The 25,804-nt window shown below is 66.1% G+C and carries 24 protein-coding genes; 16 read left to right on the plus strand and 8 right to left on the minus strand.

What is annotated here, in order from left to right:
• The first annotated feature begins 576 nt into the window (after positions 1-576).
• A complete protein-coding gene (locus KTR40_RS06525) occupies positions 577-1,767 on the plus strand; it encodes an acyl-CoA dehydrogenase family protein (protein WP_228405658.1) in 1,191 nt (396 codons plus the stop codon).
• A 37-nt stretch (positions 1,768-1,804) separates the two neighbouring features.
• Here the strand turns inward: KTR40_RS06525 and KTR40_RS06530 are convergent, their stop codons facing one another.
• A complete protein-coding gene (locus KTR40_RS06530; protein WP_228405659.1) occupies positions 1,805-2,374 on the minus strand; it encodes a M23 family metallopeptidase in 570 nt (189 codons plus the stop codon).
• 466 nt (positions 2,375-2,840) lie between these two features.
• Here KTR40_RS06530 and rpsB point away from each other — a divergent pair, with 466 nt between their 5' ends.
• From rpsB to KTR40_RS06560, 6 genes are all read left to right on the plus strand, one after another.
• Positions 2,841-3,710, plus strand: coding sequence for a 30S ribosomal protein S2 (rpsB, locus tag KTR40_RS06535; RefSeq protein WP_139028661.1), 870 nt, complete (start codon positions 2,841-2,843; stop codon positions 3,708-3,710).
• A 129-nt stretch (positions 3,711-3,839) separates the two neighbouring features.
• Positions 3,840-4,676 carry a translation elongation factor Ts gene (tsf, locus tag KTR40_RS06540; protein ID WP_066274704.1) on the plus strand — a complete coding sequence of 279 codons (837 nt, stop codon included), beginning with the start codon at positions 3,840-3,842 and terminating at the stop codon, positions 4,674-4,676.
• 141 nt (positions 4,677-4,817) lie between these two features.
• Positions 4,818-5,555, plus strand: coding sequence for a UMP kinase (pyrH, locus tag KTR40_RS06545; RefSeq protein ID WP_139028662.1), 738 nt, complete (start codon positions 4,818-4,820; stop codon positions 5,553-5,555).
• A gap of 128 nt (positions 5,556-5,683) precedes the next feature.
• Positions 5,684-6,241 carry a ribosome recycling factor gene (frr, locus tag KTR40_RS06550; protein ID WP_066274709.1) on the plus strand — a complete coding sequence of 186 codons (558 nt, stop codon included), beginning with the start codon at positions 5,684-5,686 and terminating at the stop codon, positions 6,239-6,241.
• The gene (locus KTR40_RS06555; protein WP_228405660.1) at positions 6,241-7,164 is read left to right on the plus strand and encodes a phosphatidate cytidylyltransferase; all 924 of its coding nucleotides are present in this window, start codon (positions 6,241-6,243) and stop codon (positions 7,162-7,164) included. The genes frr and KTR40_RS06555 overlap by 1 nt, the downstream gene beginning before the upstream one ends.
• Positions 7,165-7,253: 89 nt before the next feature.
• The gene (locus tag KTR40_RS06560) at positions 7,254-7,838 is read left to right on the plus strand and encodes a DivIVA domain-containing protein (RefSeq protein WP_228405661.1); all 585 of its coding nucleotides are present in this window, start codon (positions 7,254-7,256) and stop codon (positions 7,836-7,838) included.
• Between the two features lie 56 nt (positions 7,839-7,894).
• On the opposite strand, the gene KTR40_RS06565 is transcribed toward KTR40_RS06560, so the two are convergent.
• The 4 genes from KTR40_RS06565 to KTR40_RS06580 are packed head-to-tail and all read right to left on the minus strand — an operon-like array spanning position 7,895 to position 11,686.
• A complete protein-coding gene (locus KTR40_RS06565) occupies positions 7,895-9,361 on the minus strand; it encodes a cation acetate symporter (protein WP_139028665.1) in 1,467 nt (488 codons plus the stop codon).
• A 7-nt stretch (positions 9,362-9,368) separates the two neighbouring features.
• On the minus strand, positions 9,369-9,719 hold the full coding sequence (locus KTR40_RS06570) for a hypothetical protein (RefSeq protein ID WP_139028666.1): 351 nt from the start codon (positions 9,717-9,719) through the stop codon (positions 9,369-9,371).
• Positions 9,716-10,432, minus strand: a complete 717-nt coding sequence (locus KTR40_RS06575; RefSeq protein ID WP_139028667.1) for a LytTR family DNA-binding domain-containing protein — start codon at positions 10,430-10,432, stop codon at positions 9,716-9,718. The genes KTR40_RS06570 and KTR40_RS06575 overlap by 4 nt, the downstream gene beginning before the upstream one ends.
• Positions 10,433-10,489: 57 nt before the next feature.
• Positions 10,490-11,686, minus strand: a complete 1,197-nt coding sequence (locus KTR40_RS06580; protein ID WP_139028668.1) for a sensor histidine kinase — start codon at positions 11,684-11,686, stop codon at positions 10,490-10,492.
• Positions 11,687-11,867: 181 nt separating this feature from the next.
• Between KTR40_RS06580 and KTR40_RS06585 the strand changes: the two genes are divergently transcribed.
• Together KTR40_RS06585 and KTR40_RS06590 are read left to right on the plus strand one after the other, a co-directional pair.
• Complete coding sequence (locus KTR40_RS06585) at positions 11,868-12,248, plus strand: DUF485 domain-containing protein (protein WP_139028669.1); 381 nt, start codon at positions 11,868-11,870, stop codon at positions 12,246-12,248.
• Positions 12,245-13,861: a cation acetate symporter gene (locus KTR40_RS06590; protein ID WP_139028670.1), complete on the plus strand. Its 1,617-nt coding sequence runs from the start codon at positions 12,245-12,247 to the stop codon at positions 13,859-13,861. The genes KTR40_RS06585 and KTR40_RS06590 overlap by 4 nt, the downstream gene beginning before the upstream one ends.
• A 140-nt stretch (positions 13,862-14,001) precedes the next feature.
• Here KTR40_RS06590 and KTR40_RS06595 read toward each other — a convergent pair whose 3' ends face one another.
• Both KTR40_RS06595 and KTR40_RS06600 read right to left on the minus strand, forming a co-directional pair.
• Positions 14,002-14,559: a hypothetical protein gene (locus KTR40_RS06595; protein ID WP_228405662.1), complete on the minus strand. Its 558-nt coding sequence runs from the start codon at positions 14,557-14,559 to the stop codon at positions 14,002-14,004.
• Positions 14,560-14,720: 161 nt separating this feature from the next.
• Positions 14,721-15,194 (minus strand): Lrp/AsnC family transcriptional regulator, encoded by a 474-nt coding sequence (locus tag KTR40_RS06600; RefSeq protein WP_228405663.1) that lies wholly within the window; start codon positions 15,192-15,194, stop codon positions 14,721-14,723.
• Between the two features lie 195 nt (positions 15,195-15,389).
• On the opposite strand from KTR40_RS06600, the gene pdhA reads away from it, so the two are divergent.
• Genes pdhA through KTR40_RS06615 form a run of 3 tightly spaced genes read left to right on the plus strand, consistent with a single transcriptional unit; the run spans position 15,390 to position 18,987 of the window.
• Entirely contained in the window at positions 15,390-16,559 is a 1,170-nt protein-coding gene (pdhA, locus tag KTR40_RS06605) for a pyruvate dehydrogenase (acetyl-transferring) E1 component subunit alpha (RefSeq protein ID WP_228405664.1), read from the plus strand.
• A complete protein-coding gene (locus tag KTR40_RS06610) occupies positions 16,559-17,569 on the plus strand; it encodes an alpha-ketoacid dehydrogenase subunit beta (RefSeq protein ID WP_139028673.1) in 1,011 nt (336 codons plus the stop codon). The genes pdhA and KTR40_RS06610 overlap by 1 nt, the downstream gene beginning before the upstream one ends.
• Positions 17,570-17,577: 8 nt before the next feature.
• A complete protein-coding gene (locus KTR40_RS06615) occupies positions 17,578-18,987 on the plus strand; it encodes a 2-oxo acid dehydrogenase subunit E2 (RefSeq protein WP_228405665.1) in 1,410 nt (469 codons plus the stop codon).
• Between the two features lie 60 nt (positions 18,988-19,047).
• Here KTR40_RS06615 and KTR40_RS06620 read toward each other — a convergent pair whose 3' ends face one another.
• Positions 19,048-19,770 carry a TetR/AcrR family transcriptional regulator gene (locus KTR40_RS06620; protein ID WP_304940893.1) on the minus strand — a complete coding sequence of 241 codons (723 nt, stop codon included), beginning with the start codon at positions 19,768-19,770 and terminating at the stop codon, positions 19,048-19,050.
• Between the two features lie 142 nt (positions 19,771-19,912).
• On the opposite strand from KTR40_RS06620, the gene KTR40_RS06625 reads away from it, so the two are divergent.
• Genes KTR40_RS06625 through KTR40_RS06640 form a run of 4 tightly spaced genes read left to right on the plus strand, consistent with a single transcriptional unit; the run spans position 19,913 to position 25,803 of the window.
• Positions 19,913-21,520: a carboxyl transferase domain-containing protein gene (locus tag KTR40_RS06625; protein ID WP_139028676.1), complete on the plus strand. Its 1,608-nt coding sequence runs from the start codon at positions 19,913-19,915 to the stop codon at positions 21,518-21,520.
• Between the two features lie 8 nt (positions 21,521-21,528).
• Entirely contained in the window at positions 21,529-23,766 is a 2,238-nt protein-coding gene (locus tag KTR40_RS06630; RefSeq protein WP_228405666.1) for a biotin carboxylase N-terminal domain-containing protein, read from the plus strand.
• A gap of 2 nt (positions 23,767-23,768) precedes the next feature.
• Positions 23,769-24,944 carry an acyl-CoA dehydrogenase family protein gene (locus tag KTR40_RS06635; RefSeq protein WP_228405667.1) on the plus strand — a complete coding sequence of 392 codons (1,176 nt, stop codon included), beginning with the start codon at positions 23,769-23,771 and terminating at the stop codon, positions 24,942-24,944.
• Between the two features lie 49 nt (positions 24,945-24,993).
• On the plus strand, positions 24,994-25,803 hold the full coding sequence (locus KTR40_RS06640; RefSeq protein WP_228405668.1) for a CoA transferase subunit A: 810 nt from the start codon (positions 24,994-24,996) through the stop codon (positions 25,801-25,803).
• The last annotated feature ends 1 nt before the right edge of the window (position 25,804 follow it).

A 25,804-nucleotide genomic window follows, 5' to 3' on the forward strand; every position in this document is an offset into this window, starting at 1 on the left:
ACAGCCTGAGCTGTCTTGCTTGTAGGCGGGCCGGAGGGACGCAGCAGATGCCCGTAGACCGCCACCCATCCACCGCAGAAGGCGAACTCAGATGGTCGTCGCTTGCGGCAACTCTCGGACCGCCGGTACAGGGTCGCCCTGGACCTTCCGAGGTCACGGGCGACCTGGGTGCCAGGCTCCCCGGCCGTGTGACGCCGCCCACCGAGATCCTTGCCGACAGCCCTCCATCGAATGGGCTGCGGGTAGACACATTCGGTGGCTCGTCCACCGCTAACCCACCGGAAACAACGAGCAGGATCAAAAGGTAATGATCAGTTGGAATCGCTCGAGGGGCGATATTGCCTGGGGTCTCCGGGGTACTGGAATCCACCGGAAACTGACGAAAGGCAGGAATTGCTAATCCTAAGGTCCCCGGTTCAAGTCCGAGTAGCCCTACGCCGGGAAGACCGCGGCCGACGATCATGTCGGCCGCGGTCTTCTTCCTTAAGCGCCGAAACTGCGGTATGTTACTCATCAGTAACTTACCGTGCTTCCTTCATGGAACGCCGGTCACCGCTGACCACCTGTGAGGTAGATATGTCCACCACTCATACCGGCCTGAACGACCTTCCCTACGCCGACGGCGACTTTTTCGCCTTCGAGCAACTGCTCACCGGAAAGGAACAGGACCGGCTGGCGGAGGTCCGGGAGTTCCTGGCGCGGGAGGTTAAGCCCATCGCCGTGGACTGCTGGAACCGCGGTGAGTTCCCCATGGACCTCATTCCGAAACTTGCGGAGATCGACCTTGTCAGTCCGGTAAGGCGGCAGGGGCACTCCAACCTTTTTGCCGGCCTGATGCACGCCGAAGTGACTCGGGCCGACACCTCCATTTCGACGTTCATGGGCGTCCACGACGGCCTCTTCACCGGTTCCATTGAGGCGCTGGCTTCACAGGAGCAGAAGGACGCCTGGCTTCCGGACGTCTATGCCCTGAAGAAGATTGGCGCCTTCGGGCTGACCGAACCCCTGGGCGGCAGCGACGTGGCCGGCGGCACCCGCACCACCGCCCGCCGGGAGGGCGGCAACTGGATCCTCAATGGAGCAAAGCGCTGGATCGGCAACGCGACGTTCTCCGACTGGGTGGTCATCTACGCAAGGGACGTTGACGACAACCAGGTCAAGGGCTTCCTGGTGGACACCACGCTGGAGGGCTTCAGTGCCGCCAAAATCGAGAACAAGATCTCCCTGCGCACCGTCCAGAATGCCGACATCACCCTGGATGGCGTTGTGGTCCCGGACTTCTTCAAGCTCGCCCACGCCAACAGCTTCCGCGACACCAACAAGGTACTCAAAGTGACCCGCCTCGGCGTCGCCTGGCAGGCGGTGGGCCAGCAGCTGGCAACCTTCGACGTTGCCCGGCGCTATGCCGTGGAACGCCACCAGTTCGGCAGGCCGCTCGCGTCCTTCCAGCTGATCCAAAGCCAGTTGGTGCAGATCCTGGGCAACGCCGTCAGTTCCATGGGCATGATGGTGAGGCTGTCGCAGCTGGAGGACGCAGGCTTGGCAAAGGACGAACAGTCGGCCCTGGCCAAGGCGTTCACCACTGCGCGGATGCGCGAAAGCGTAGCCATCGGCAGGAGCCTCCTGGGCGGCAACGGCATTGTGACGGACTTCGAGATGGCGAAGATCTTCGCCGACGCCGAAGCTATCTACTCCTATGAAGGCACCCACGAGATCAACACCCTGGTCACGGGCCGCGCCATCACCGGCATCTCTGCGATCGTTTAGCCAGTCCGGCCGACCTGGCGCCCGCGGACCGGGGGGGCTAACGCGGCGCTCCGAGCGGCAGCAGGATGGACGGCCGGAGGTCCATGACGAACTGCAGCGGATTGACGTAGTCATCACCGCGGCGCACGCCCCAGTGGACACAGGATTCGGCAGGGCAATGCCCAGGGATGACGGAGCCGATGAACTGCCCGGCTGCTACCCTGCTGCCGGCAGCGAGGGTACTCTCAACGGGTTCAAAGCTGCTCCGCAGGCCATTGCCGTGGTCGATGGTGATGACGGGCCGGTCCACCACCACCCCGACGAAGCTGACGGTGCCCGCGGCCGGCGAGGCGACGTGTGCGCCGTCGGACGCTGTCCCAAGGTCCACGCCCCGGTGGCCACTCAGCCAGGGCTTGGGTGGCGGATCAAAATCCCGCAACACCCGGGGGCGGGGCGCGAGGGGCCATTGCCAGGAGGGTTGGGCCACACCTGGCGTGGCGGCCGGCGTTGCGCCGCCCACGGTTGCCAGGGGCGCAGCCTGGGCAGGCGCCGGGGCGAGGGGTTCCCCGGCCGGGGCCAGCGAGGCGGGCATCAGGAGGAACGCCGCGAGCAGCAAGGATGGTCTCATGCCACCAGCGTGCGCCCGCCCCAAATGGTGCGGCGAGTGCCAGGCGCGGCTATGTGGATAAGGCGCGTGGCGGCGTCGTTCCTGTCCTGGTCAGTGTCCTCTGGCCGAGGTCGCCTGTAGTACACTTGATGGAGCAGTTTGCTGCGCCCTCAACGCTTTCCGTCCAGCGACTATCCAATGGTTCTTCCAAGGGTTACATGGTCCTGTCCGGGCGGCGTCGGCACATCTCATTCAGGAGTGTGGGGGAGCGGCGGCTGACTACGCGCATCCAGCCCTCCAGAAGCGACGCCCAGGCCTCGCTGGCGGAGGATCAGGCCTCTTGCGGTCAGGACCCCGGTCCTGATGGGAAGCCTGATGGATGCCAGGAGCACGGCCCGTCCGGGCCACGCTAATCAACCGTCAACTAGTGGCAGGGTAAGAAGCCTCCGGGCTCTCTCATGAATGACCTGCCGGAAGGAGCGTCGGCATGCCCGTCGTAACTATGCGCCAGCTGCTTGACAGCGGCGTCCACTTTGGACACCAGACCCGCCGTTGGAACCCGAAGATGAAGCGCTTCATCTTCACGGAGCGCAACGGCATCTACATCATCGACCTTCAGCAGTCGCTGTCCTACATCGACCGCGCCTACGAGTTCGTGAAGGCCACCGTTGCACACGGCGGCACCGTCCTCTTCGTCGGCACCAAGAAGCAGGCCCAGGAAGCGATTGCCGAGCAGGCTACCCGCGTTGGCCAGCCCTACGTCAACCAGCGTTGGCTCGGCGGTATGCTGACCAACTTCCAGACGGTCGCCAAGCGCATCCAGCGCATGAAGGAACTCGAAGAGATCGACTTCGACGACGTCGCCGGTTCCGCCTACACCAAGAAGGAGCTGCTGCTCCTCAAGCGCGAACTCACCAAGCTGGAGTCCAACCTCGGCGGTATCCGCAACCTGACCAAGGCACCGTCCGTGCTCTGGATCGTGGACACCAAGAAGGAACACCTCGCCGTTGACGAGGCCAAGAAGCTGAACATCCCGGTTGTCGCCATCCTGGACACCAACTGCGATCCGGACGAGGTCGACTTCCCGATTCCGGGTAACGACGACGCCATCCGCTCCGTCAACCTCCTCACCCGCGTTGTTGCAGACGCCGTTGCCGAAGGCCTCATCGCGCGCAACAACCGTGGCACGGGCGCTACCGAAGCTCCGGAAGAGCCGCTGGCCGAGTGGGAGCGCGAGCTCCTTGAAGGCAGCAAGGCTGAAGCTGCTGCTCCGGCAGAAGAAGCTGCTGCTGCTCCCGCAGAAGAAGCTGCTGCTCCGGCGGAGGAAGCTGCTGCTCCTTCCGAAGAAGCCAAGTAACACAAGTAAATGCGGATTCTCCGGCGCCGTCCTGCGGTTGCCGGAGCTGCTGACAGGATGGCGGCCCACCACGGGCTGCCGTCCTGTCGGTCCGTACACCACAACAAATTTCTAGACAGAGGGGTTCACATGGCGAACTACACTGCCGCGGACATCAAGGCCCTGCGCGAGCGCACCGGCGCCGGCATGATGGACGTCAAGAAGGCTCTTGACGAGGCCAACGGCGACGCCGAGAAGGCCATCGAGATCATCCGCATCAAGGGCCTCAAGGGCGCTACCAAGCGTGAGGGCCGCTCCACCGCTGAAGGCCTGGTGGCCGCAAAGGTCAGCAACGGCGTCGGCGTCATGATCGAGGTCAACTGCGAGACCGACTTCGTCGCCAAGGCTGACAAGTTCATCCAGCTGGCCGACAAGGTCCTGGCCGTTGCCGTCGAGTCCGGCGCAGCCGACCTCGAGACCCTGCTCGCCACCGATGTTGACGGCAAGCCCCTCTCCGAGGTCGTCGTCGAAGAAGGCGCTGTCCTGGGCGAGAAGGTTGTTGTCCGCCGCATCTCCCGCATCGAGGGTGCAACGGTCGACGCTTACCTGCACAAGACCTCCAAGGACCTGCCGGCCCAGGTTGGCGTGCTGTTCGCTGTTGACGGTGAAGGCGAAGCTGCTGCCACCGCCGCCCACGATGTCGCAGTCCACATCGCTGCCATGGCCCCGAACTACCTGACCCGCGAGGACGTTCCGTCCGACCTGGTTGAGTCCGAGCGCCGCATCGCCGAAGAGACCGCCAAGGCCGAGGGCAAGCCCGAAGCCGCCCTCACCAAGATCGTGGAAGGCCGCGTTACCGGCTTCTACAAGGGTGAGGTCCTGGTTGACCAGGCATTCGCCAAGGACGCCAAGAAGTCCGTGGCACAGGTCCTCACCGAGGCCGGTGTCAAGGGAACCGCGTTCACGCGTTTCCGCGTCGGCTCCTAGCCGAAACAGCAAGGGGGTGGCCACTTCGGTGGCCGCCCCTTTTGCATGCGCGGGGGATGTCCCATACGGGACAGGTCCCGTATGGGACCTTTGGCCGCGCAGCAGGATAACCTTTTTAGAGTTCACCAACAGGAAGGCATCATGGAAGCCGTCAACACTGTAATCCAGCCAGAGAAAAGTCGACGCCGGGTCCTCCTGAAGCTCTCCGGTGAGGTCTTCGGCGGCGGGAAGCTGGGCGTTGACCCTGAGACCGTCCGCGATGTCGCCAAGCAGATCGCCGCAGCCGTCCCGCAGGTGGAGGTGGCCATCGTGGTTGGCGGTGGCAACTTCTTCCGCGGCGCCGAACTTTCCCAGAGCGGCATGGACCGCTCCCGCGCCGACTACATGGGCATGCTCGGCACCGTGATGAACTGCCTGGCCCTCCAGGACTTCCTGGAACAGGCCGGCGTCGAAACCCGCGTCCAGAGCGCCATCACCATGGGCCAGGTGGCCGAGGCCTATATTCCCCGCCGTGCCATCCGCCACATGGAAAAGGGGCGCGTGGTCATTTTCGGTGCGGGCGCCGGGCTGCCGTACTTCTCTACGGACACCGTCGCGGCGCAGCGGGCCCTGGAGGTCCACGCCGACGTCGTCCTGATGGCCAAGAGCGGCGTGGACGCCGTCTACACGGCGGACCCCAAGAAGGACCCCACAGCCGAGCGGCTGGAAACCCTCAGCTACGATGACGCGCTCCGCCGCGACATCCGCGTCATGGACCAGACGGCCATGACCATGTGCAAGGACAACAACCTTTCCATGGTGGTGTTCGGCATGGAAGGCGAAGGGAACGTCACCCGGGCCATCCTCGGCGAAAAGCTGGGCACGCTGGTCACCACCTAGCTGCGGCTAGGATGATTTCAGGACAGTTCTGTCCGCGCTTCTAGTGGCGGGGACGGACAGCAACAGAGAACCATGTTGTGTGCAGGGACCCGGGTACCCGGACTGCACCGGACCCTTCAGGAGAGACCGTGATCGAAGAAACCTTGCTCGAGGCCGAAGAAAAGATGGACAAGGCAGTAGAGGTAGCCAAGGAAGACTTCGCTTCCGTCCGCACCGGCCGCGCCAACCCGGGCCTGTACAACAAGGTCCTGGTCGAGTACTACGGCTCGCCCACCCCGCTGCAGCAGCTGGCATCCTTCGCCATCCCGGACGCCCGGACCATCCTCATCACCCCGTTCGACAAGACCGCCCTGCGCGACATTGAGCGGGCCCTCAGCGATTCCGAGGTGGGCGCCAACCCCTCCAACGACGGCAACGTCATCCGGATCACCATCCCGGAGCTGACGAAGGAACGCCGCAAGGAATACGTCAAGATCGTCAAGACCAAGGGCGAGGACGCCAAGGTGTCCATCCGCAACATCCGCCGCAAGGCCAAGGAAACCCTGGACAGGCTGGTCAAGGACGGCGAGGCCGGGGAGGACGAGGGCACCCGCGCCGAGAAGGAGCTCGACAGTCTCACCAAGGCCCACGTCGACGGCATCGATGAGCTGCTCAAGCGCAAGGAAGCAGAGCTGCTCGAAGTCTGATGGGCCAGGCAGATCAGGCCCCGGCAGCAAGGGCGCGCACACGGGGGAAGCAGCCCAGGAGCAACCCGACGCCAAAGGCCGGACGTAACCTTCCGGCCGCCGTCGTGGTGGGTTTGGCCATGTTGTTTGCCGTGCTGGGCGGCCTGCTGCTGCTCCCGCTCGGCTTCGTTGCGGTAACCACCACCTTTGCCATCTTCGGGGTGTGGGAGATCTACCGCGCCCTGGAGGCCAACGGGACCAGGATGCCCATCGTGCCGGTGATGACCGGCACGGTGGCCATGCCGTTCGCCGCGTACCTCGGGGGCATTGAAAGCCTCCTGTTTGCCATGCTGATGAGCTCGGTGGCCGTCCTGCTGTGGCGGTCCATCGAGAGTGCCGCCGGCTCGGCCAACAGCATCTTCGCGGGCGTCTTCACCCTGGGCTGGGTGCCGTTCTTCATCAGCTTCGCCGTCCTGCCCCTGCACGCCGCGGGAGGTGCAACGCCGCTGGGGCTGTGGCCGGGCGGAACAATCCCGCAGGGCGCCTGGCAGGTGGCGGTGATGCTCCTGCTGGTGGTCTCCAACGACACCTTCGGCTACCTTGTGGGGGCGTCCCTGGGCAAGCACCCCATGGCGCCCAAGATCAGCCCCAAGAAGTCCTGGGAAGGATTCGCGGGGTCCATTGGCGGGGCCATGCTCATCGGCATCCTTGCCTGCCTGTTCGTGCTCGACAGGCCGTGGTGGGTGGGCATTGTCCTGGCGGTTGGCCTGGTTGCCGCCTCCACGGCGGGGGACCTCGCTGAATCCATGGTCAAGCGCGAACTGGGCATCAAGGACATGAGCAGCATCCTGCCAGGGCACGGCGGAGTCATGGACAGGCTTGACTCGATCGTTTTTGCATCGCCGGCAGCCTTTGTCCTTTACGGACTGGTGGCCGGTGCCTGACACAAACGCCGCCTGAAAGGCGGACCACCCCCAGCACAAATAAGCTGGTGCGGAAGTACTACGGCTGAAGAGCATTGAAGGAAGCAAAAGTGGCATTGGACTTTCATCGGCAGATCCCGGCGTCCTTTGAGCGCGTGCAGCGCGGTGAGTATGGCTACAACGCCAAACAGGTGGACCAGTTCCTGCAACGTGCCAGGGTGTCACTGGAGACTCCGGAATCCGCGGCCCAGCCCGTCAACAGTTCAGATGTCAGGGCTGTCTCCTTCGACCCCGTCAAAGGCGGGTATTCGGCCACGGTGGTGGATGCCGCCCTGGACCGGCTCGAGGACGCCTTCGCCCGGCGGGAGCGGGACGAACTGATCGCAGCCCGCGGGGAAGAGGCCTGGCTGCGCGAGATCGGGAACCTCTCCGGCATCCTCCGCGGGCGCCTGCACCGACCTGATGGCGACCGCTTCCGCCGCCCCACCAAGAAGAAGGCGCGCAGTTACAACACGGCCGACGTCGACCGGCTGTGCCGCGAGCTGATTGCCTACCTTGAGCAGGACAAGCCGCTCAGCGTGGACAGTGTGCGCCGGGCAGTGTTCCGCCCTGCCGTGGGCACGGACGGGTACGAGGAATCGCAGGTGGACGCGTTCCTGGACCGCGTGGTCGAGCTGATGGCTGCCATCGACTGACGCCGCACAGCCGCCCGCGGACATGGCTCCGTTGTCCGCCGGCAGGGGAGCGGAGCTCAGCGTTCGGTGGCGAGCGGGCGCTCCGGCGTGTGCAGCCGGGTCATCACCCTGGCCATGGTTCCCGGAATCCGCCGCACCGTTGCACGGGACACGATGACCATCACCGCGAAGGCCGTGGGCACAGTCCACGCTGCCGGCTGGGCGAGCCAGCCCGGCGTGTTGGCTGCCCCGGCCAGGGCGCCCACGATCATTGCCCCGCCGCACAGGGCCCCGCCGGTCAGCATGCCGGCGATGGCGCCGGCGTCCGTAAGCCCCCGCCACCAGATCCCCAGCAGCAGCACCGGGCACACGGTGGAAGCCGTGAAGGCGAAGACCAGCCCGACGCTCCCGGCCAGGGCGAACGAGTCGGTCATGAACGCAAAGCCCAGGGGGACAACGGCGGAAATGACGGCGGCCAGCCGGAAACTGCCCACGCCCGCGCCCAGGACATCCTGGCTGATGACGCCGGCCAGGGAAACCACCAGCCCGGAGGTAGTGGAAAGGAACGCGGCGAACGCTCCCGCCACCACCAGCGCGGACAGCAGGTCTCCCGCCGTCCCGCCCACCAGTTCCCCCGGCAGCAGCAGCACCATGGCATCCGCCTGCCCGGCCCGGGCCAGGCCGGGCGCGAACATCCGCCCCACGAGCCCGTAGGCGGTGGGAAACAGGTAGAAAACGGACAGCAGGCCCAGGACGATCAGCGTGGTGCGGCGGGCGGACTGGCCGTCCGGGTTGGTGTAGAACCGGACCAGCACGTGCGGCAGCCCCAGGGTTCCAAAAAGCAGGGCCACCAGCAGCGACACGTTCTGGTACAGCCCGGCAGGGGGCACGCCGGTGGGGTTGACCGCAGGTGCCGCCAGCGCAGGGGCCCCGTTGCCCGCGAGCACGAAGATGATGAACAGGATGGGCACGGCCAGCGCTGTGAGCTTGAGCCAGTACTGGAACGCCTGGACGAACGTGATGGAGCGCATGCCGCCGGCCACCACAGTGAGGCAGACGACAATCACTACTGCAACGGACCCAACCCAGGACGGCAGCCCCGTGGTGATGCGGATGGTGAGCGCGGCGCCGTGGAGCTGGGGCACGATGTACAGCCAGCCCACCAAGACCACCACCAGGCTGGTGACTTTCCGGACCGGCCGCGAGTCAAGCCTTGCCTCGGTGAAGTCGGGGATGGTGTAGGCGCCGGACCGCCGCAGCGGGGCCGCCACGAAGAGCAGCAGCATGAGGTAGCCTGCCGTGTACCCCACCGGAAACCACAGTGCATCGGTTCCGGACAGCAGGATGAGCCCGGCGACACCCAGGAAGCTGGCGGCTGACAGGTACTCGCCGCCGATCGCGGACGCGTTCCACCATGGCCGTACAGTGCGGGACGCGACGTAGAAATCACCCGTGGTCCGCGAAATGCGGAGGCCGTAGAAGCCGATCACGGCGGTGGCCAGGGAGACGCCCAGCAGGGCAGCGACGGCAATGCCAGGGTTCACGCCTGCCTCACTGGTCCTCGGCCAGGTCCCGGTACCGGGCCTCGTTGCGCGCGGCCGTCCGGATGTACAGCCAGGCGCTCAGCCCAATAACCGGGTAGATGCCTGCCCCCAGCAGCAGCCAGGCGAACGGAATGCCGGCCACCCGGGTTTCAGCCAGCCCCGGGACCGCGGTGAGCAGCAGCGGAAACGCGCCAAGGATCACCAGGAACCCCCCGGCCACCACCAGCGCCAGCCGCAGCTGGGACCGGATGAGGGACCTCACAAAAACCTGGCCGACTTCGGAATCCTGGGCGGCTTCCCGCGTCTCCTTCGCCGGACGCACCGCAGTCCGCGGCGCCGTTACCCGCACCCTGGTCATGCAATGGGCCTGATCCGGGTGGCCTCGAGCTTCTCCCGCACCAGGGGCAGGTGGCGCCTGCTGATGGGCAGCCCCGCGCCCGCCACCGTGACGCTGGGACCGTCGGCGGCAAGCTTCATGGAGGTCACATGTTTCAGGGCCACCAGGTAGGAGCGGTGCGTCCGGATGAATCCTGCGTCAGCCCACTGCTGCTCAAGGTCAGCCAGCGGAACCCTGATCAGGTAGCTGGCCTCGGCGGTGTGGAGGCGCGCATAGTCGCCCTGCGCCTGGACGTACGTGACGTCGTCGCGCCTGATCATCCGGGTGGTCCCGCCCTGGTCAACCGTGATCATCTCCGGGGCGGCGCCGCCGTCGCGCAGTTCGCTGATTCGCCCCACGCAGCGGGCCAGGCGCTCCGCCCGCACCGGCTTGAGCAGGTAATCCACCGCGGCGAGTTCGAAAGCGTCCAGCGCGTGGTCCTCGTCCGCCGTCACGAACACCACGGCGGGCGGCCGGCTGCTCCCTGCGATGGCGCGGGCAATGTCCAGGCCGGACATCGCGGGCATGTGGATGTCCAGGAAGACGGCGTCGACCGGGGCGGAGGAGAGTGCGTGGAGGGCTTCGCTGCCGGAGGTGGCCCGGAGGACCGTTCCCACGCGGTCGTCCCTGCCCAGCAGGAACGCCAGTTCCTCAACGGCGGGCAGCTCATCATCAACGACGAGGACGTTAATCATGCTCCTAGGGTAGCTTTCCGGAGCCTGCCTAAAGCACCGGGCGCAGTCCGGGCAGGGTCACGCATCGTGGCCCGGCTGCGACTTGGGGACCCGCATGGTGATCAGGGTTCCTTCTCCGGGAGCGGTTTCGATCACCAGCCCATGGTCGTTGCCGTAGACCTGGCGGAGCCGGGCATCGACGTTCCGCAGGCCAACATGGTCGCCGTCGGTGTGCCCGGCCAGCATGGACTGGAGCTGGCCGGGGTCCATGCCCACGCCGTCGTCCTCAATGGTCACCTCGGCGAAGGCACCGGCGTCGTTGGCCGTGATGCTGATGTGCCCGGGCCCCTCCTTGGCTTCGAGCCCGTGCCGGACGGCGTTCTCCACCAGCGGCTGCAGGCTCAGGAACGGGATGACGGTGCTGAGCACCTCCGGCGCCACGCGGAGGCTCACCTGGACGCGCTCGCCGAACCTGGCCCGCTCCAGGAGCAGGTACCGGTCGATGCAGCGGAGCTCCTCGGCGAGCGTGGTGAAGTCGCCATGCCGCCGGAAGGAGTAGCGGGTGAAGTCGGCGAACTCCACCACAAGCTCCCTGGCGCGTGCCGGGTCCGTGTTGATGAACGATGCGATGGCGTTCAGTGAGTTGTAGATGAAATGGGGGCTGATCTGGGCGCGGAGCGCCCGCACCTCGGCCTCCATCAACTGGGTGCGGGACGCGTCCAGCTCCGCGAGTTCCACCTGTACAGCCACCCAGTCCGCCACTTCGCTGGTGGCCCGGACAAGCCCCGCACCCGCGGTCGGGGCGAAGGCAGCGACGGCGCCCACCACCCGGGTGCCGGCCCGCACCGGAGCGATCACAGCAGCGAGCGGACCCCCGGTAGTGTCTGTTGCGGGGCCGGCGTCCCCGGCGGGGAGCACGGCTGTCCGGCCGTTCGCCAGGACACCGGCAGCAAGGTCCATCATCCGGGGTTTCAGGTCCTCCCCCGCACCGTCCCAGGCCAGCACGCCGGAGGTGTCCATGATCGCCAATGCGTCGCAGCCCAGGAGGCCGCGCAACTGGCGGCTGGCCTTGGCGGCGCCGGCGGGGTTGAGCCCGCGGCGGAGGTGCTGGCCCGCCTGGGAGGCGGCGTGCAGCGTGTGGTAGGTGGCCCGCTCGGCGTCGGTCCCCAGGTCCCTGAAGGAGCGGAGCACCTTGAGTCCCACGCCGACGACGACGGCGATGGCCATGGCGATGACGGCCACGGCCGCGGCAGTCAGGAGGGGGGAGTCCGGCATGGTGCCCAGCGTAGCCGCGGGTGCCGTTTGTCGCAGCATCCCAACCGTTGAGCGACCGCCGGCAGGCAAAGTCTGGAATGTGGGACCCCCACGCAGCAGAGTGATTGCAGTCACATTTGCGGTACCCCATTCCCGGGACTGCCGTTTGGTGTGTCCAGGCAAGTCTCAACGAGGAGGAACGATGGGTAACGATGCCCACACTCCGGACGCAGCGGCGTCCGTGGACTTCGAGCAAGTCCAGTCGACCGGGCAGTTCAAGGAACTGCGCAAGCGTCACCGCAGCTTTGTCTTTCCCATGGCAGCAGCATTCCTGCTGTGGTACTTCGCGTACGTCCTGCTCGCCGACTACGCCGTGGGCTTTATGTCCACGAAGGTCTGGGGCAACATCAACGTTGGCCTGATCCTCGGCCTGCTCCAGTTCGTGTCAACGTTCGCGATCACTGGCTGGTACGTCCACTACTCCAACAAGCGGCTTGACCCCATCGCCAAGGAGATCCGGGACGAGATCGAGGGCCACGAATTTGATAAGCACGGAAACCGAGTAGGCGGAGCCACCAAATGATCACTATCGCTACAGCGGTGGACGTTGCCGCCCTCAAGGACACCACGCTGCTGAACATGGGCATCTTCGGCCTTTTTGTTGCCGTGACCATGGTGATCGTCTTCCGCGCCAGCCGGAACAACAAGACCGCGGCTGACTACTACGCGGCCGGCCGTTCCTTCACAGGCTCCCAAAACGGAACCGCCATCGCCGGCGACTACCTCTCGGCCGCCTCCTTCCTGGGCATCACCGGCGCCATCGCCATCAACGGCTATGACGGCTTTATGTACTCCATCGGCTTCCTGGTGGCCTGGCTCGTGGCGCTGCTGCTCGTTGCCGAACTCCTGCGCAACACCGGCAAGTTCACCATGGCCGACGTCCTGTCCTTCAGGCTGAAGCAGCGGCCGGTCCGCATTGCCGCGGCCATCTCCACCCTCGCCGTCTGCTTCTTCTACCTCCTGGCCCAGATGGCAGGCGCCGGCAGCCTGATTTCGCTCCTCCTTGGCATCAGCGACTGGGGCGGCCAGGCCCTGGTGATCATCGTCGTTGGCGCCCTGATGATCATGTACGTCCTGATCGGTGGCATGAAGGGCACCACCTGGGTGCAGATCATCAAGGCCATCCTGCTCATCGCCGGTGCCGCCGTGATGACCCTGTGGGTCCTGGCCATCTACGGCTTCAACCTGTCCAGCCTCCTCGGCGCAGCCGTTGAGACCGCCAACAACCCGGCCGTCCTCAACCCCGGCCTGCAGTATGGCAAGACGGAAACCTCGAAGCTCGACTTCATGTCGCTTGGCCTGGCCCTGGTGCTGGGCACTGCCGCGCTGCCCCACGTGCTCATGCGCTTCTACACCGTCCCCACGGCCAAGGAAGCCCGCAAGTCCGTGGTGTGGTCCATCTGGCTGATCGGCCTGTTCTACCTCTTCACCCTGGTCCTCGGCTATGGCGCAGCCGCTCTGGTTGGCGCCGAAACCATCAACTCCGCCCCGGGCAAGGTCAACTCCGCTGCCCCGCTCCTGGCCTTCTACCTGGGCGGGCCGCTGCTTCTGGGCTTCATCTCGGCCGTGGCGTTCGCCACCATCCTCGCCGTTGTGGCCGGCCTGACCATCACCGCTGCCGCCTCCTTCGCCCATGACATCTATGCCAGCGTCATCGCCAAGGGCAAGGCCGACGCCGACACGGAAGTGAAAGTGGCCCGGCGCACCGTTGTGGTCATCGGGGTCCTGGCCATCCTGGGCGGCATCCTCGCCAACGGACAGAACGTGGCGTTCCTTGTGGCGCTCGCATTCGCCGTGGCAGCCTCCGCCAACCTGCCCACCATCATCTACTCCCTGTTCTGGCGGAGGTTCACCACGCAGGGCGCGGTCTGGAGCATGTACGGCGGCCTGGGCTCGGCGATTGTCCTGATCATCTTCTCGCCGGTGGTCTCCGGCGCAGCAACCTCGATGATCAAGGACGCGAACTTCGCGCTCTTCCCGCTGAGCAACCCCGGCATCGTATCCATCCCGCTGGCGTTCCTCCTGGGCTGGCTGGGAACTGTCCTCGACAAGAAGCGCGAGGACACCGCCAAGCAGGCCGAAATGGAAGTCCGCTCCCTCACCGGGGTCGGCGCCGAAAAGGCCACCAGCCACTGACCTGCAGCAACCGCTGACCTGCAGCAACCGCTGACCTGCAGCAACCGCTGGTGGGCCACTGAACAGCGAAGAGCCTCCGTACCGGGAACGTCATTCCCGGTACGGAGGCTCTTCCGTTCCCTGCAGGCCTTCGGGCGCTGCTAGCCTGCGGGCCGCAGCTTGATGTTGGTCATCTTGAGCTCGTCGGGTCCCTCGAAGCGGTAGGCCAGGTCCACCACTTTGCCTTCGCAGGTGATGAGTCCGGCAATGTCTGCCGACTTGATTCCGTTCTCCGTGCCCACCTTGAGGTCCCGGTAGTCCGGCTTGCAGTTCTTGTCCATCTCCAGGCTCTCGACGCCGGAAATGAAGGCCTCCTTGGACAGCTGCTCCTGCAGGGCCGGATCAAGGTACTCGTCGTAAGCCCGGGAGTTCTCCCCAGCCAGGACCAGCCTGGTGAACCCGTCAGCCAGGCCTCGCGCCTGGTTGGTGGCGCTGCCCGCTATGTTGACCAGAATGACGATCCCAAGGATCACCAGCAGCAGGACACCCCCGACGCTGGCCAGGATAATCCACAGTTTCCGCCGGCTCCTAGGCGGCGGCTGTCCCGGAAGCCCGAAGGGTGCGGGCTCCGAATCCTGACCGAAGGGGGGCTGCTGCGGCAGTTGCCGGGACCCGAGGCTGGAGTGGCCCGGCTGGTACGGTTCCTGAGGAGCGCTCAAAATGGAGCCTTTCGGGAAAAGTGGTGCTTCGCACCGCTTGGTGGCGGGGATCGTGGTGCCGGTCCCGCCAGTTAACTGGCACCAGCCTATAGCGCGGGCCGCCGGCGTCGTACTCCAGCCCGCTTCCCGCCGTCGTACTTCCGTTGACGCGGGACAGCCTGCTAGCCGCGTTCGGAACCGCGGTCCAGCAGGGGCTGCACGCGGAAAGGGATGAGTTCTCCCATGGCCAGCGCCGTGTCTGTCCTGTCCACGCCGGCGCACGCCAGGATCTTCCCGTTGATCCGGAACAGGTCTTCGGCGTCCAAGGCAACCACCCGCAGCAGCAGGTCCGCCGAACCTGTCAGGCCGTAGCCCTCAAGGATCTCGGGGATATCGGCCAGTTCCTTCGCCAGCTGGGTGAGCCGCTGCTGCTGGACGTGGACGGAAATGAACGCCATCAGCGGGTAGCCAAGCGCGGCCGGATTAATCCGCCGCTCGAAGGACAGGAAGACGTGCCTCTTCTCCAGCTGCGCCATGCGCGCCTGCACGGTGTTACGGGAGAGGCCAAGCTTCTGGGCCAGCGCCACCACTGTCTTTCGGGGGTCCTGGGCCAGGACCGAGAGCAGGCGGGTATCGGTGCCATCCAAGGCTTGCATAATGCGCAACGTTAGCACGGTCCAGTACCGCCCCGCAGAGCATTTTGCTCAATGATCGCGCCGGTGGTTGTACCTCCTGAGCATTGTGAGTAGGGTCACAAATATCCGGGGCAAAGGTGCCCGGGCGGCCAGCGGCCAGCGGGACCACAAGTCCCAAAACTGCGGGTCAACCACGTGAGAAGATTGCGGGCTATCGTGTCTACAGACGAAACGGGCCAGGGCGGATCAGCCGCCTCCACCAGCGCGGGGCACCCCCATGGCCAGGGACGGGACCTGGTCCAACTGGTTACCCCATCCGGGGAACGGGTCAGCCATCCGGAGTTCGATTACTGGGTCAAGGACATCACCGACGAGCAGTTGTGTTCCCTTTTTGAGGACATGACCGTCATCCGGCGGATCGACATCGAAGCTACCGCCCTGCAGCGGCAGGGAGAACTCGGGCTGTGGCCGCCGCTGCTGGGACAGGAAGCAGCGCAGATCGGCTCGGGCCGGGCGCTGCGCAGCGATGACTTTGTTTTTTCAAGCTACCGCGAGAACGGGGTGGCTTACTGCCGTGGAGTGGACCTGACGGACCTTGTCCGGGTGTGGCGCGGCAATGCCTCCTCAGGCTGGGACCCCTACACCGTCAACATGGCCACCCCGCAGATCATCATTGGCGCCCAGACGCTGCACGCCACCGGCTACGCCATGGGCATCCAGAACGACGGCGCTGATTCGGTGGCCATGACCTATTTCGGTGACGGAGCCACCAGCGAGGGCGACGTCAACGAGGCCATGGTGTTTGCCGCGAGCTTCCAGGTGCCCGTGGTGTTTTTCTGCACCAACAACCACTGGGCAATCTCCGAGCCCGTCCGGCTCCAGTCCCACATCCACCTCGCGGACCGGGCTGCCGGGTTCGGTATTCCCAGCCTGCGCGTGGACGGTAACGACGTCCTGGCCGTTATGGCGGCAACGCGGGTGGCCCTGGACCGGGCACGGCGCGGCGGCGGCCCCACCTTCATCGAGGCGGTCAGTTATCGGATGGGCCCGCACACCACGGCGGATGACCCCACCCGCTACCGCGACGCCAACGAACTTGAGGACTGGGCTGCCAAGGACCCCATCAGCCGGATTGCCGCCCTTTTGGACCGGAAGGGCCTGCTGACCGAAGAATTGCAGCAGCAGGTGAAGGACAAGGCCGACGCCGTGGCGCGGGGGATCCGCACGGGGTGCACCACCATGCCGGACCCGGAGCCCATGGACGTCTTCAAACACGTCTACAGCACACCCAATTCCTGGCTGGACCGGCAGCAGGACCACTACGCCCGTTACCTGGCCTCCTTCGGTGATCCCGCAGGGGCCGTTTCAGAAGAAGGTGCACGCTGATGACCCAGATGACCTTTGCCCGCGCCATCAACGCCGGCCTGCGGAAGTCCCTCGAGAACGATCCCAAAGTGGTCCTCCTTGGTGAGGACATCGGCACCCTCGGCGGCGTGTTCCGTGTGACCGACGGGCTGCAGAAGGACTTCGGAAAGCACCGGGTGGTTGATACGCCGCTGGCGGAATCGGCCATTGTGGGCACCGCCGTCGGCCTCGCCTACCGCGGCTACCGCCCGGTGGTGGAAATCCAGTTCGACGGTTTTGTGTACCCCGCGTTCGACCAGATCGTCAGCCAGGTGGCCAAGATCCACTACCGCACCGGCGGAGCGGTAAAGATGCCCATCACCATCAGGGTTCCGTTCGGCGGAGGCATCGGCTCACCCGAGCACCATTCCGAATCGCCGGAGGCCTACTTCACCCACACGTCCGGCCTTCGCGTGGTGACGGTTGCGGACCCCCAGGACGCGTACACCGTGATCCAGCAGGCAATTTCCTGTGACGACCCCGTACTCTTCTTTGAACCCAAGCGCCGGTACCACGACAAAGGCGAAGTGGACGAGGCCGTTGACCCCAACGCCGCGGTGCCCATGGGCCAGGCGCGCGTGCTGGCCAAGGGCGGCGACGTCACGCTGGTGGCCTACGGCCCGCTGGTCAAGACGGCCCTCGATGCCGCTTCCGCGGCCGCCGACGAAGGGATTTCCATCGAGGTCATCGACCTTCGGTCCCTGGCGCCGGTGGACTATGACACCGTTGTGGCCTCCGTCCGCCGTACCGGGCGCCTGGTCATCACCCACGAGGCCGGGCAGTCGGGCGGCCTGGGCGCAGAGGTGGCAGCGAGCATTACCGAGCGGTGCTTCTACTACCTGGAAGCCGCGCCGGTCCGGGTCACCGGTTTCGACATTCCCTACCCCTACTCAAAACTTGAAATGCACCATCTGCCCGGCCTGGACCGAATCCTCGACGGCGTGGACCGTGCCCTTGGCCGGCCGAACTCCCTCAGCGGGCTGGAAGGATGAGCGCCACCATGATCAAGGAATTCCGGTTACCGGACCTGGGCGAGGGACTCACCGAATCGGAGATCCTCAGCTGGAAGGTGGGAGTCGGCGACACCGTCAGCCTGAACCAGGTGATTGCCGAGGTTGAAACGGCCAAGGCAGTGGTGGAGCTACCGTCCCCGTTCGCCGGGGTCATCAAGGAACTGCACGAACAGCCGGGCACCGTCGTGGAGGTGGGCAAGCCCATCGTCTCGTTCGAGGTAGCGGACGACGCCGGGACGGCACCTTCGGAGGGAACGGGCGAGGCTGCGTCCGGGGCGGAGTCCGGGCCGCCGAAGAGGGAACCAAACCTCGTGGGGTACGGCGCCGTCGTCGAAAGCACCAGCCGGCCCGCGCGGCGGCCGCGGAACTTCCCGGCGGCCCAGCCTGCCGAATCCAGGCGAGTCGACAGCAGTCCTGCCGAAACCCGGCCCTTGGTGGTGGAGCCTGCCGAAACAGGCCCCGTCCAAACCAAGCCTGCCGGGGTTGCTGCTGACCGCCCCCGTTCCACGCCCCCGGTCCGGAAGCTGGCGAAGGATCTCGGGGTGGACCTGGCGGATGTCGCCGGGACCGGTCCGCAGGGGCTGATCACCCGCGAGGACGTGCAGGACTTCGTGGAGGGCACGTCCGCTGGCGTCGGTGCAGTCGCTGGCGTGGGCCACGAAGCAGCTGCTCCTACGGCGGCCGCGCGGCCGGGCGGGCGGGAGAGCCGGACCCCCATCAAGGGCGTCCGGAAACTCACGGCTGCTGCCATGGTGCAGAGTGCGTTCACCGCGCCGCATGCCACGGAATTCCTGACTGTCGACGTCACTCCGTCCATGGAACTGCTGGCCAGGCTCCGGGACAGCAGGGAATTCGCGGGCCGCAAGCTGACTCCGCTGACCCTCGCTGCGAAGGCAGTGCTTGTTGCCCTCCGGCACAATCCGTCGCTCAATTCGCGCTGGGACGAGGAAAACCAGGAGATTGTCACGTTCGACTACGTGAACCTCGGCATAGCGGCTGCAACCCCCAGGGGCCTCACGGTGCCCAACATCAAGGACGCGGACTCTCTGTCCCTGGCACAGTTGGCGGAAGCACTGACAGCGCTCGCGGAAACCGCCCGCGCCGGCAAGACCCCGCCCGCGGACCTGTCCGGAGGCACCATCTCCATCACCAATATCGGCGTCTTCGGGATCGACGCCGGCACGCCCATTCTGAATCCCGGGGAAGCGGCGATCCTTGCCCTGGGGGCCGTGCGGAAGATGCCGTGGGAGTATCGCGGCGAGATTGCCCTGCGCCAGGTGATGACCCTGAGCCTGTCCTTTGACCACCGGCTGGTGGATGGCGAACAGGGCTCGCGTTTCCTCGCAGGAGTGGGTGCCATCCTGGCCGATCCAGGCATGGTCCTGACCATGGTCTAAATCCAGCGGTTACCTGCAGGGGCGGCCCTGGACCGCTTGAGCGTTGCTGCCCGGCACCGCTTAAGCGGTCCAAGGCCGTTCGTGCTGGGGGCCAGGGGAGGCGTCAACCAGCAACGCGGCCAGTGCCATGCTCTCGAGCAGCGGGCGGGCGGTTCCGGCTGCCACCTTCCGGCCGTGGCTGCGGACCGAATGGGGGGTGGAGTTGATCAGGCCAAACGTGGCATGGGCACGCATCCGGAGCTCTGAAATGTCGGTTGCGGGATGGAGCCTCGCCAGGACATCCACCCAGACCTCCACGTAACTGCGCTGGAGGGTCCGCACCGCGTCCTGGTCCTGTTCAGACAGGCTGCTGAAGTCCCGGTCCTGGACCCGGATCACGTCCGGCTTGCCCAGGGCAAAATCCACCTGGAACTCCACCAGCCCCCGAAGCGCGGCCAGGGGGTCCGCATTGGCCGCCACCACCCGGCGCCCGCCGTCCAGCAGTTCCTGGCTGACGGTGACCAGCAGGTCGGCCAGCACCGCCTGCTTGCCCGGGAAATGGCGGTATACGGCCGGGCCGCTGACGCCCGCGGCAGCACCGAGGTCTTCCAGGGAAACCCGGTTGAAGCCGTGCAGGGCAAACAGCGAAGCGGCAGCGGACAGCAGCGCCCGGCGGCGGTTCTCCTTCGCCCTGCTGCGCTGGGTTGTACTGCTGGACTGGGTTGTACTGCCGCGCTGCTGGGTACTGCTGGGCTGCGCTGGACTGCTGCGCTCGCCAGCCGGCGCGGCGTTGGTGCTTGGCACAATTCCTCCTCGGACCCGGTGAGTCTAGCAAGGCAGCCCTGTGTTGGACATCACAGTTAATCGAGACTAACCTGAATTTCAGTTACTCAGCACTAACCGAGTTGGCTTCGCCCGCCGGTCCGAACATGAACAGGATGCGTCAATGGAGACCATTGCCAGCCGGCTCGATCCCTCGAGCGGGGCCTTCGTGGAAAACCGCGAAGCACAGCTGCAGCTGGTGGCGGACCTGCGGAAAAGGCTTGCGGACGCAGCCCTGGGCGGCCCGGAGAAGTCCAGGCAGCGCCACGTGGCCCGGGGAAAGCTCCTGCCCCGCGAGCGCATCGACCAGCTGCTCGACGACGGCAGCCCCTTCCTCGAAATCGGCCCGCTGGCCGCGAACGGGATGTACAACAACGAGGCCCCCGGTGCCGGCGTCATCGCGGGCATCGGGCTGGTCCATGGGCGCCACGTGCTGGTCATCTCCAATGACGCCACGGTCAAGGGCGGCACCTACTATCCGCTGACCGTCAAGAAGCACCTGCGGGCCCAGGAGATCGCCCTCGAAAACCGGCTGCCCTGCATCTACCTGGTGGATTCCGGCGGAGCGTTCCTGCCCAAGCAGGACGAGGTGTTTCCGGACAAGGAGCATTTCGGGCGTATCTTCTACAACCAGGCACGGCTGTCCGCGGCCAAGATTCCCCAGATCGCCTCGGTCATGGGTTCCTGCACCGCCGGCGGCGCCTACGTGCCGGCCATGAGCGACGAAACGGTCATCGTCCGGAACCAGGGCACCATCTTCCTGGGCGGGCCGCCGCTGGTAAAGGCCGCGATCGGAGAGATCGTCACTCCGGAAGAGCTTGGCGGCGGGGACGTCCACTCAAGGATTTCGGGCGTGACGGACCACCTTGCCGAAAACGACGAACACGCGCTGCAGATCATCCGCGACATCGTCTCCACCCTCCCGCCGCCGGCGCGGCCGGCGTGGGACGTAAGTGCCGCCGTCGAACCGTCAGCAGACCCTGACGGGCTGTACGGTGCCGTGCCCACGGACGTCAACGCCCCGTATGACGTCCACGAGGTGATCGCCCGGCTGGTGGACGGCAGCCGGTTCCATGAATTCAAGAAGGAGTACGGCGCCACCCTGGTAACCGGCTTCGCCAGGCTGCACGGCCACCCTGTGGGCATCGTGGCCAACAACGGCGTGCTCTTCAGCGAGTCATCCCTCAAAGGCGCGCACTTCATCGAACTCTGCGACCAGCGCGGCATTCCGCTGGTCTTCCTGCAGAACATCTCCGGCTTCATGGTGGGCAAGGACTCGGAGCAAGGAGGCATCGCCAAGAACGGCGCCAAGATGGTCACGGCCGTGGCCACCGCCCGGGTGCCCAAGCTGACGGTGGTCATCGGCGGCTCCTTCGGCGCCGGCAACTACTCCATGTGCGGCCGCGCGTACTCACCCCGGTTCCTGTGGATGTGGCCGGCAGCCCGGATCTCGGTCATGGGCGGCAACCAGGCGTCCAGCGTGCTGGCCACCGTGAAGCGGGACCAGTTCGAGGCCGCGGGCCAGAAATGGTCCGCCGAGGACGAGGAGGCCTTCAAAGCGCCCATCCGCCAGCAGTACGAGGACCAGGGCAGCCCCTATTACTCCACGGCAAGGCTGTGGGATGACGGCGTGATTGATCCAGCCGATACCCGCACCGTGCTGGGGCTGGCGTTGGATGTCGTGTCCCGCACGCCGCTGCCGGAAACCTCCTTCGGCCTCTTCAGGATGTGAGCCCGCACATGACTACTCCTTCCTTCGCCGGTATCTCCACGGCAAACAGGCCCCTGTTCAGCACTGTCCTGGTGGCCAACCGCGGTGAGATCGCCTGCCGCGTGATCCGCACACTCGGCGCGCTGGGAATCCGGTCGGTGGCCGTTTACAGCGATGCCGACGCCGGTGCGCGCCACGTGCGCGAGGCTGACGCTGCCGTGCGGATCGGCCCCGCCGCGGCCACGGAGAGCTACCTGAAGATCGAAGCCATCATCGAGGCCTGCCGCACGGCCGGTGCGGAAGCTGTGCATCCGGGCTACGGCTTCCTGAGCGAGAACGCGGACTTCGCCCGCGCGCTGGACCAGGCCGGCATCGCCTTCATCGGCCCCGGCGTTGACGCGCTGGACATGATGGGGGACAAGATCCGCTCCAAGAACCACGTGGCGGGCTACGGCGTCCCCGTGGTGCCAGGCGTGGCGGAGCCCGGCATGACGGATGGGCAGCTGGTACAGGCAGCCGACGCCGTAGGGTTTCCGCTGCTGATCAAGCCCTCTGCGGGCGGCGGCGGCAAGGGCATGCACGTGGTGGAACGGCCGGAGGATCTGCCTGCGGCATTGGCCACCGCCCGGCGCGTGGCCGCCAGCGCCTTCGGCGACGACACCTTGTTCCTGGAACGCCTGGTATCCACTCCGCGGCACATCGAGGTGCAGGTGCTGGCGGACACCCACGGCAACGTCATCCACTTGGGCGAGCGTGAATGCTCGCTGCAGCGGCGGCACCAGAAGGTCATCGAGGAGGCGCCGTCGCCCTTGCTCGAAGCGCACCCGGACGGTGCTGCCCTCCGTGCCCGCATCGGCGAGGCCGCCTGCAATGCCGCCCGCAGCGTCAATTGCAGCGGCGCCGGGACCGTCGAGTTCCTCGTCTCAGACGACGAACCGGAGCAGTTCTACTTCATGGAGATGAACACCAGGCTGCAGGTGGAGCACCCGGTCACTGAAATGGTCACCGGCATCGACCTCGTCGAGTGGCAGGTGCGGATCGCCGCCGGCGCGGAACTCACCGTCCGGCAGGACGACGTCGAACTTAATGGCCACGCCGTGGAGGCGCGCGTTTACGCGGAGGTGCCGGAAAGGAATTTCCTGCCCTCTACAGGGAGGGTGCTCCTGCTGCATGAGCTGCCCGGCCCGCGGCAGCGGCCCAGCGCGCCGGAGCGCACCGAAGTGGTGGCCGCCCGGGGCAGGGTCCGCGTGGACTCATCGCTGATCGAAGGACTGGAGCTCTCGTCCAGTTACGATCCGATGATCTCCAAGGTCATCGCCTGGGGCAAGGACCGGACCGATGCCCTGGATACGCTGGACGAGGCCCTCACCGGATACACGGCCCTGGGCGTGCACACGAACGTTGAGTACCTTCGCCTGCTGATTAACGACGGCGACGTCCGGGCCGGGCGGCTGGACACCGGCCTGATCGGGCGCAGGATGCCCGAACTCGCTTTCCGCCGGGCAGGCGCCTTCGAATTCGTGGCAGCCGCGCTCTATGCGGCCGAGCTGGAACGCCAAAACACACCGCTCCCGCCGGCCGGCCCCTGGCAGCGGCAGGACGGTTGGCGGGTGGGCCAGGCAGCGCCGCGGCGCATCAGCATCGGAACGCCCGACGGCGGCGTGGCCACCGTGGCAGTCAGCGGCCTGGAGGTGCCGGAGGGCCTGGCCCGGGCCTCTGAGCCGATCCAGGCATCCGTCCAGGTGGACGGCGGGCGCCTGCGCCGCGTCTCACTGTCCCTCGCATCACGGAGCAGCCTCCGGCTGGAGCTCGACGGCGAGGCCAGGGAGTACTCGCTGGCCCCGGTCTACACCGGACCGGCGGGCCCCACGTGGACCAACCCGCTGCCCGGCGCTCCGTCGGAGCTCTTCCTCGGCCATGAAGGCTGGTCCTGCCGGCTGGAAGTCCTGACCCGCGAAGCGCGGCTTGAGCGGGTCCTTGCGGCGATACAGCGGGAGGAGGGCGCTGCCGATCCGGCCGTGCGCTCACCCATGCCGGGAACCGTGGTGTCCGTCCCGGTCAGCGACGGGGACATGGTGAAGACCGGCCAGGTGCTGGTTTCGGTGGAGGCCATGAAGATGGAGCACCAGCTGCTGGCTCCCCTGGAGGGGACGGTACACCTGAGCATCCGTCCCGGAGACCTGGTGAAGGCGGACCAGGTCCTGGCCACGGTCCATCCCCTGATAGATACAAACACCCCTAACGATCCCAACGGCGAAGGAGCCTAGACATGGCAGGGTTTGAACTCAGCGAGGAATACCAGGACCTCAGCCACACCGTCCGGGACTTCGCGGACACCGTGGTGGCACCCGTTTCCGCGAAGCACGACGAGGAGCACAGCTTCCCCTACGAGGTGGTGAAGCAGATGGGGGAGATGGGGTTGTTCGGCCTGCCCTTCCCCGAGGAGTTCGGCGGAATGGGCGGCGACTACTTCGCCCTGGCCCTCGCCCTGGAGCAGTTGGGCCGGGTGGACCAGTCCGTGGCCATCACCCTCGAAGCGGGGGTTTCCCTGGGCGCCATGCCCATCTACCGGTTTGGTACGGAAGCGCAGAAGCAGGAGTGGCTGCCCATGCTGGCGTCGGGACAGGCACTCGCAGGCTTCGGCCTCACCGAACCTGAGGCAGGATCGGACGCGGGCGGCACCAAGACCCACGCCCTGCGGGAGACTGCCGGCGACAGGACAGAGTGGGTGGTCAACGGGAACAAGGAGTTCATCACCAACTCCGGAACGGACATCACGCGCCTTGTCACCGTCACCGCCGTCACTGGCCAAAAGGACCGCGGTGACGGCACACTGCAAAAGGAAATCTCCACCATCCTGGTGCCCACCGATACCCCGGGTTTCAAGGCGGAGAAGCCCTACAACAAGGTGGGCTGGAACGCCTCGGACACCCATCCGCTGACCCTGAAGGATGTCCGCGTCCCGGAGGCCAACCTGCTGGGGGTGGAGGGGCGCGGCTACGCCAACTTCCTGTCCATTCTGGACGAGGGCCGCATCGCCATCGCGGCACTGGCCACCGGTGCAGCCCAGGGTTGCGTGGACCTGTCGGTCAAGTACGCCAGCGAACGCAGCGCTTTCGGGCAGAACATCGGGAAGTACCAGGCCATTTCGTTCAAGATTGCGCGCATGGAAGCCCGGGCCCATACCGCCCGCCTGGCCTACTATGATGCGGCGTTCCGCATGCTTGCCGGCAAGCCGTTCAAGACGCAGGCGGCCATCGCTAAGATGGTCGCAGGCGAGGCAGCCATGGACAACGCGCGGGATGCCACCCAGGTATTCGGCGGCTATGGCTTCATCAACGAGTTCACCGTGGCACGCCACTACCGCGACTCCAAGATCCTTGAAGTGGGGGAGGGCACCACGGAGGTCCAGCTGATGCTGATCGCCCGCGAGCTGGGCCTGTAGCAACGGGTCTGTAGTAACTTCGGAGTTAGCCGGCCTGAGAGGATCACTGATGATTGACAAGGTTGTTGCCAGCGCTGACGAAGCTGTCGCGGACATACCGGACGGTGCCTCCCTGGCGGTGGGCGGGTTCGGTCTCTGCGGCATCCCGGTCACCCTGATCGACGCGCTGCACCGGGCCGGAACAGCGGAGCTGGAAACCGTCAGCAACAACTGCGGTGTGGACGACTGGGGCCTGGGCATCCTGCTCCGGGACGGCCGGATCCGCCGCACCATCAGCTCCTACGTAGGCGAGAACAAGGAGTTCGCGCGGCAGTACCTGGCCGGCGAGCTCGAGGTGGTGCTCACCCCGCAGGGCACCCTGGCCGAGAAACTGCGCGCCGGCGGCGCCGGCATCCCGGCTTTCTACACCAAGGCGGGCGTTGGCACGCAGGTGTCCGAGGGCGGACTGCCGCAGAAGTACGACGCCGAGGGCGGGATTGCGATCGCATCGGCACCAAAGGAGGTCCGCTCCTTCGCCGGGGTCGACTACGTGCTGGAGGAATCGTTGACGCCGGACTTCGGGCTGGTGCACGCCTGGAAGGGCGACCGCCACGGAAACCTGGTGTTCCACGCCACGGCAATGAACTTCAACCCGCTCTGCGCCATGGCAGGAAAGATCACCATCGCCGAGGTGGAGGAACTGGTGGAGCCGGGCGAACTGGACCCGGAACACATCCATACTCCAGGAATCTTCGTCCAGCGGGTGGTGCTGGCCGCCAACGCGGAAAAGCGCATTGAAAAACGCACCGTTGCCCTTCCCCGGCCAGGCAGTGGAACATCCGGGAACGAGGCCGGCACCCACCGGCAGGCAGGAGCATAGC

Source organism: Pseudarthrobacter sp. L1SW (assembly GCF_020809045.1).
Classification (GTDB): Bacteria; Actinomycetota; Actinomycetes; order Actinomycetales; family Micrococcaceae; genus Arthrobacter.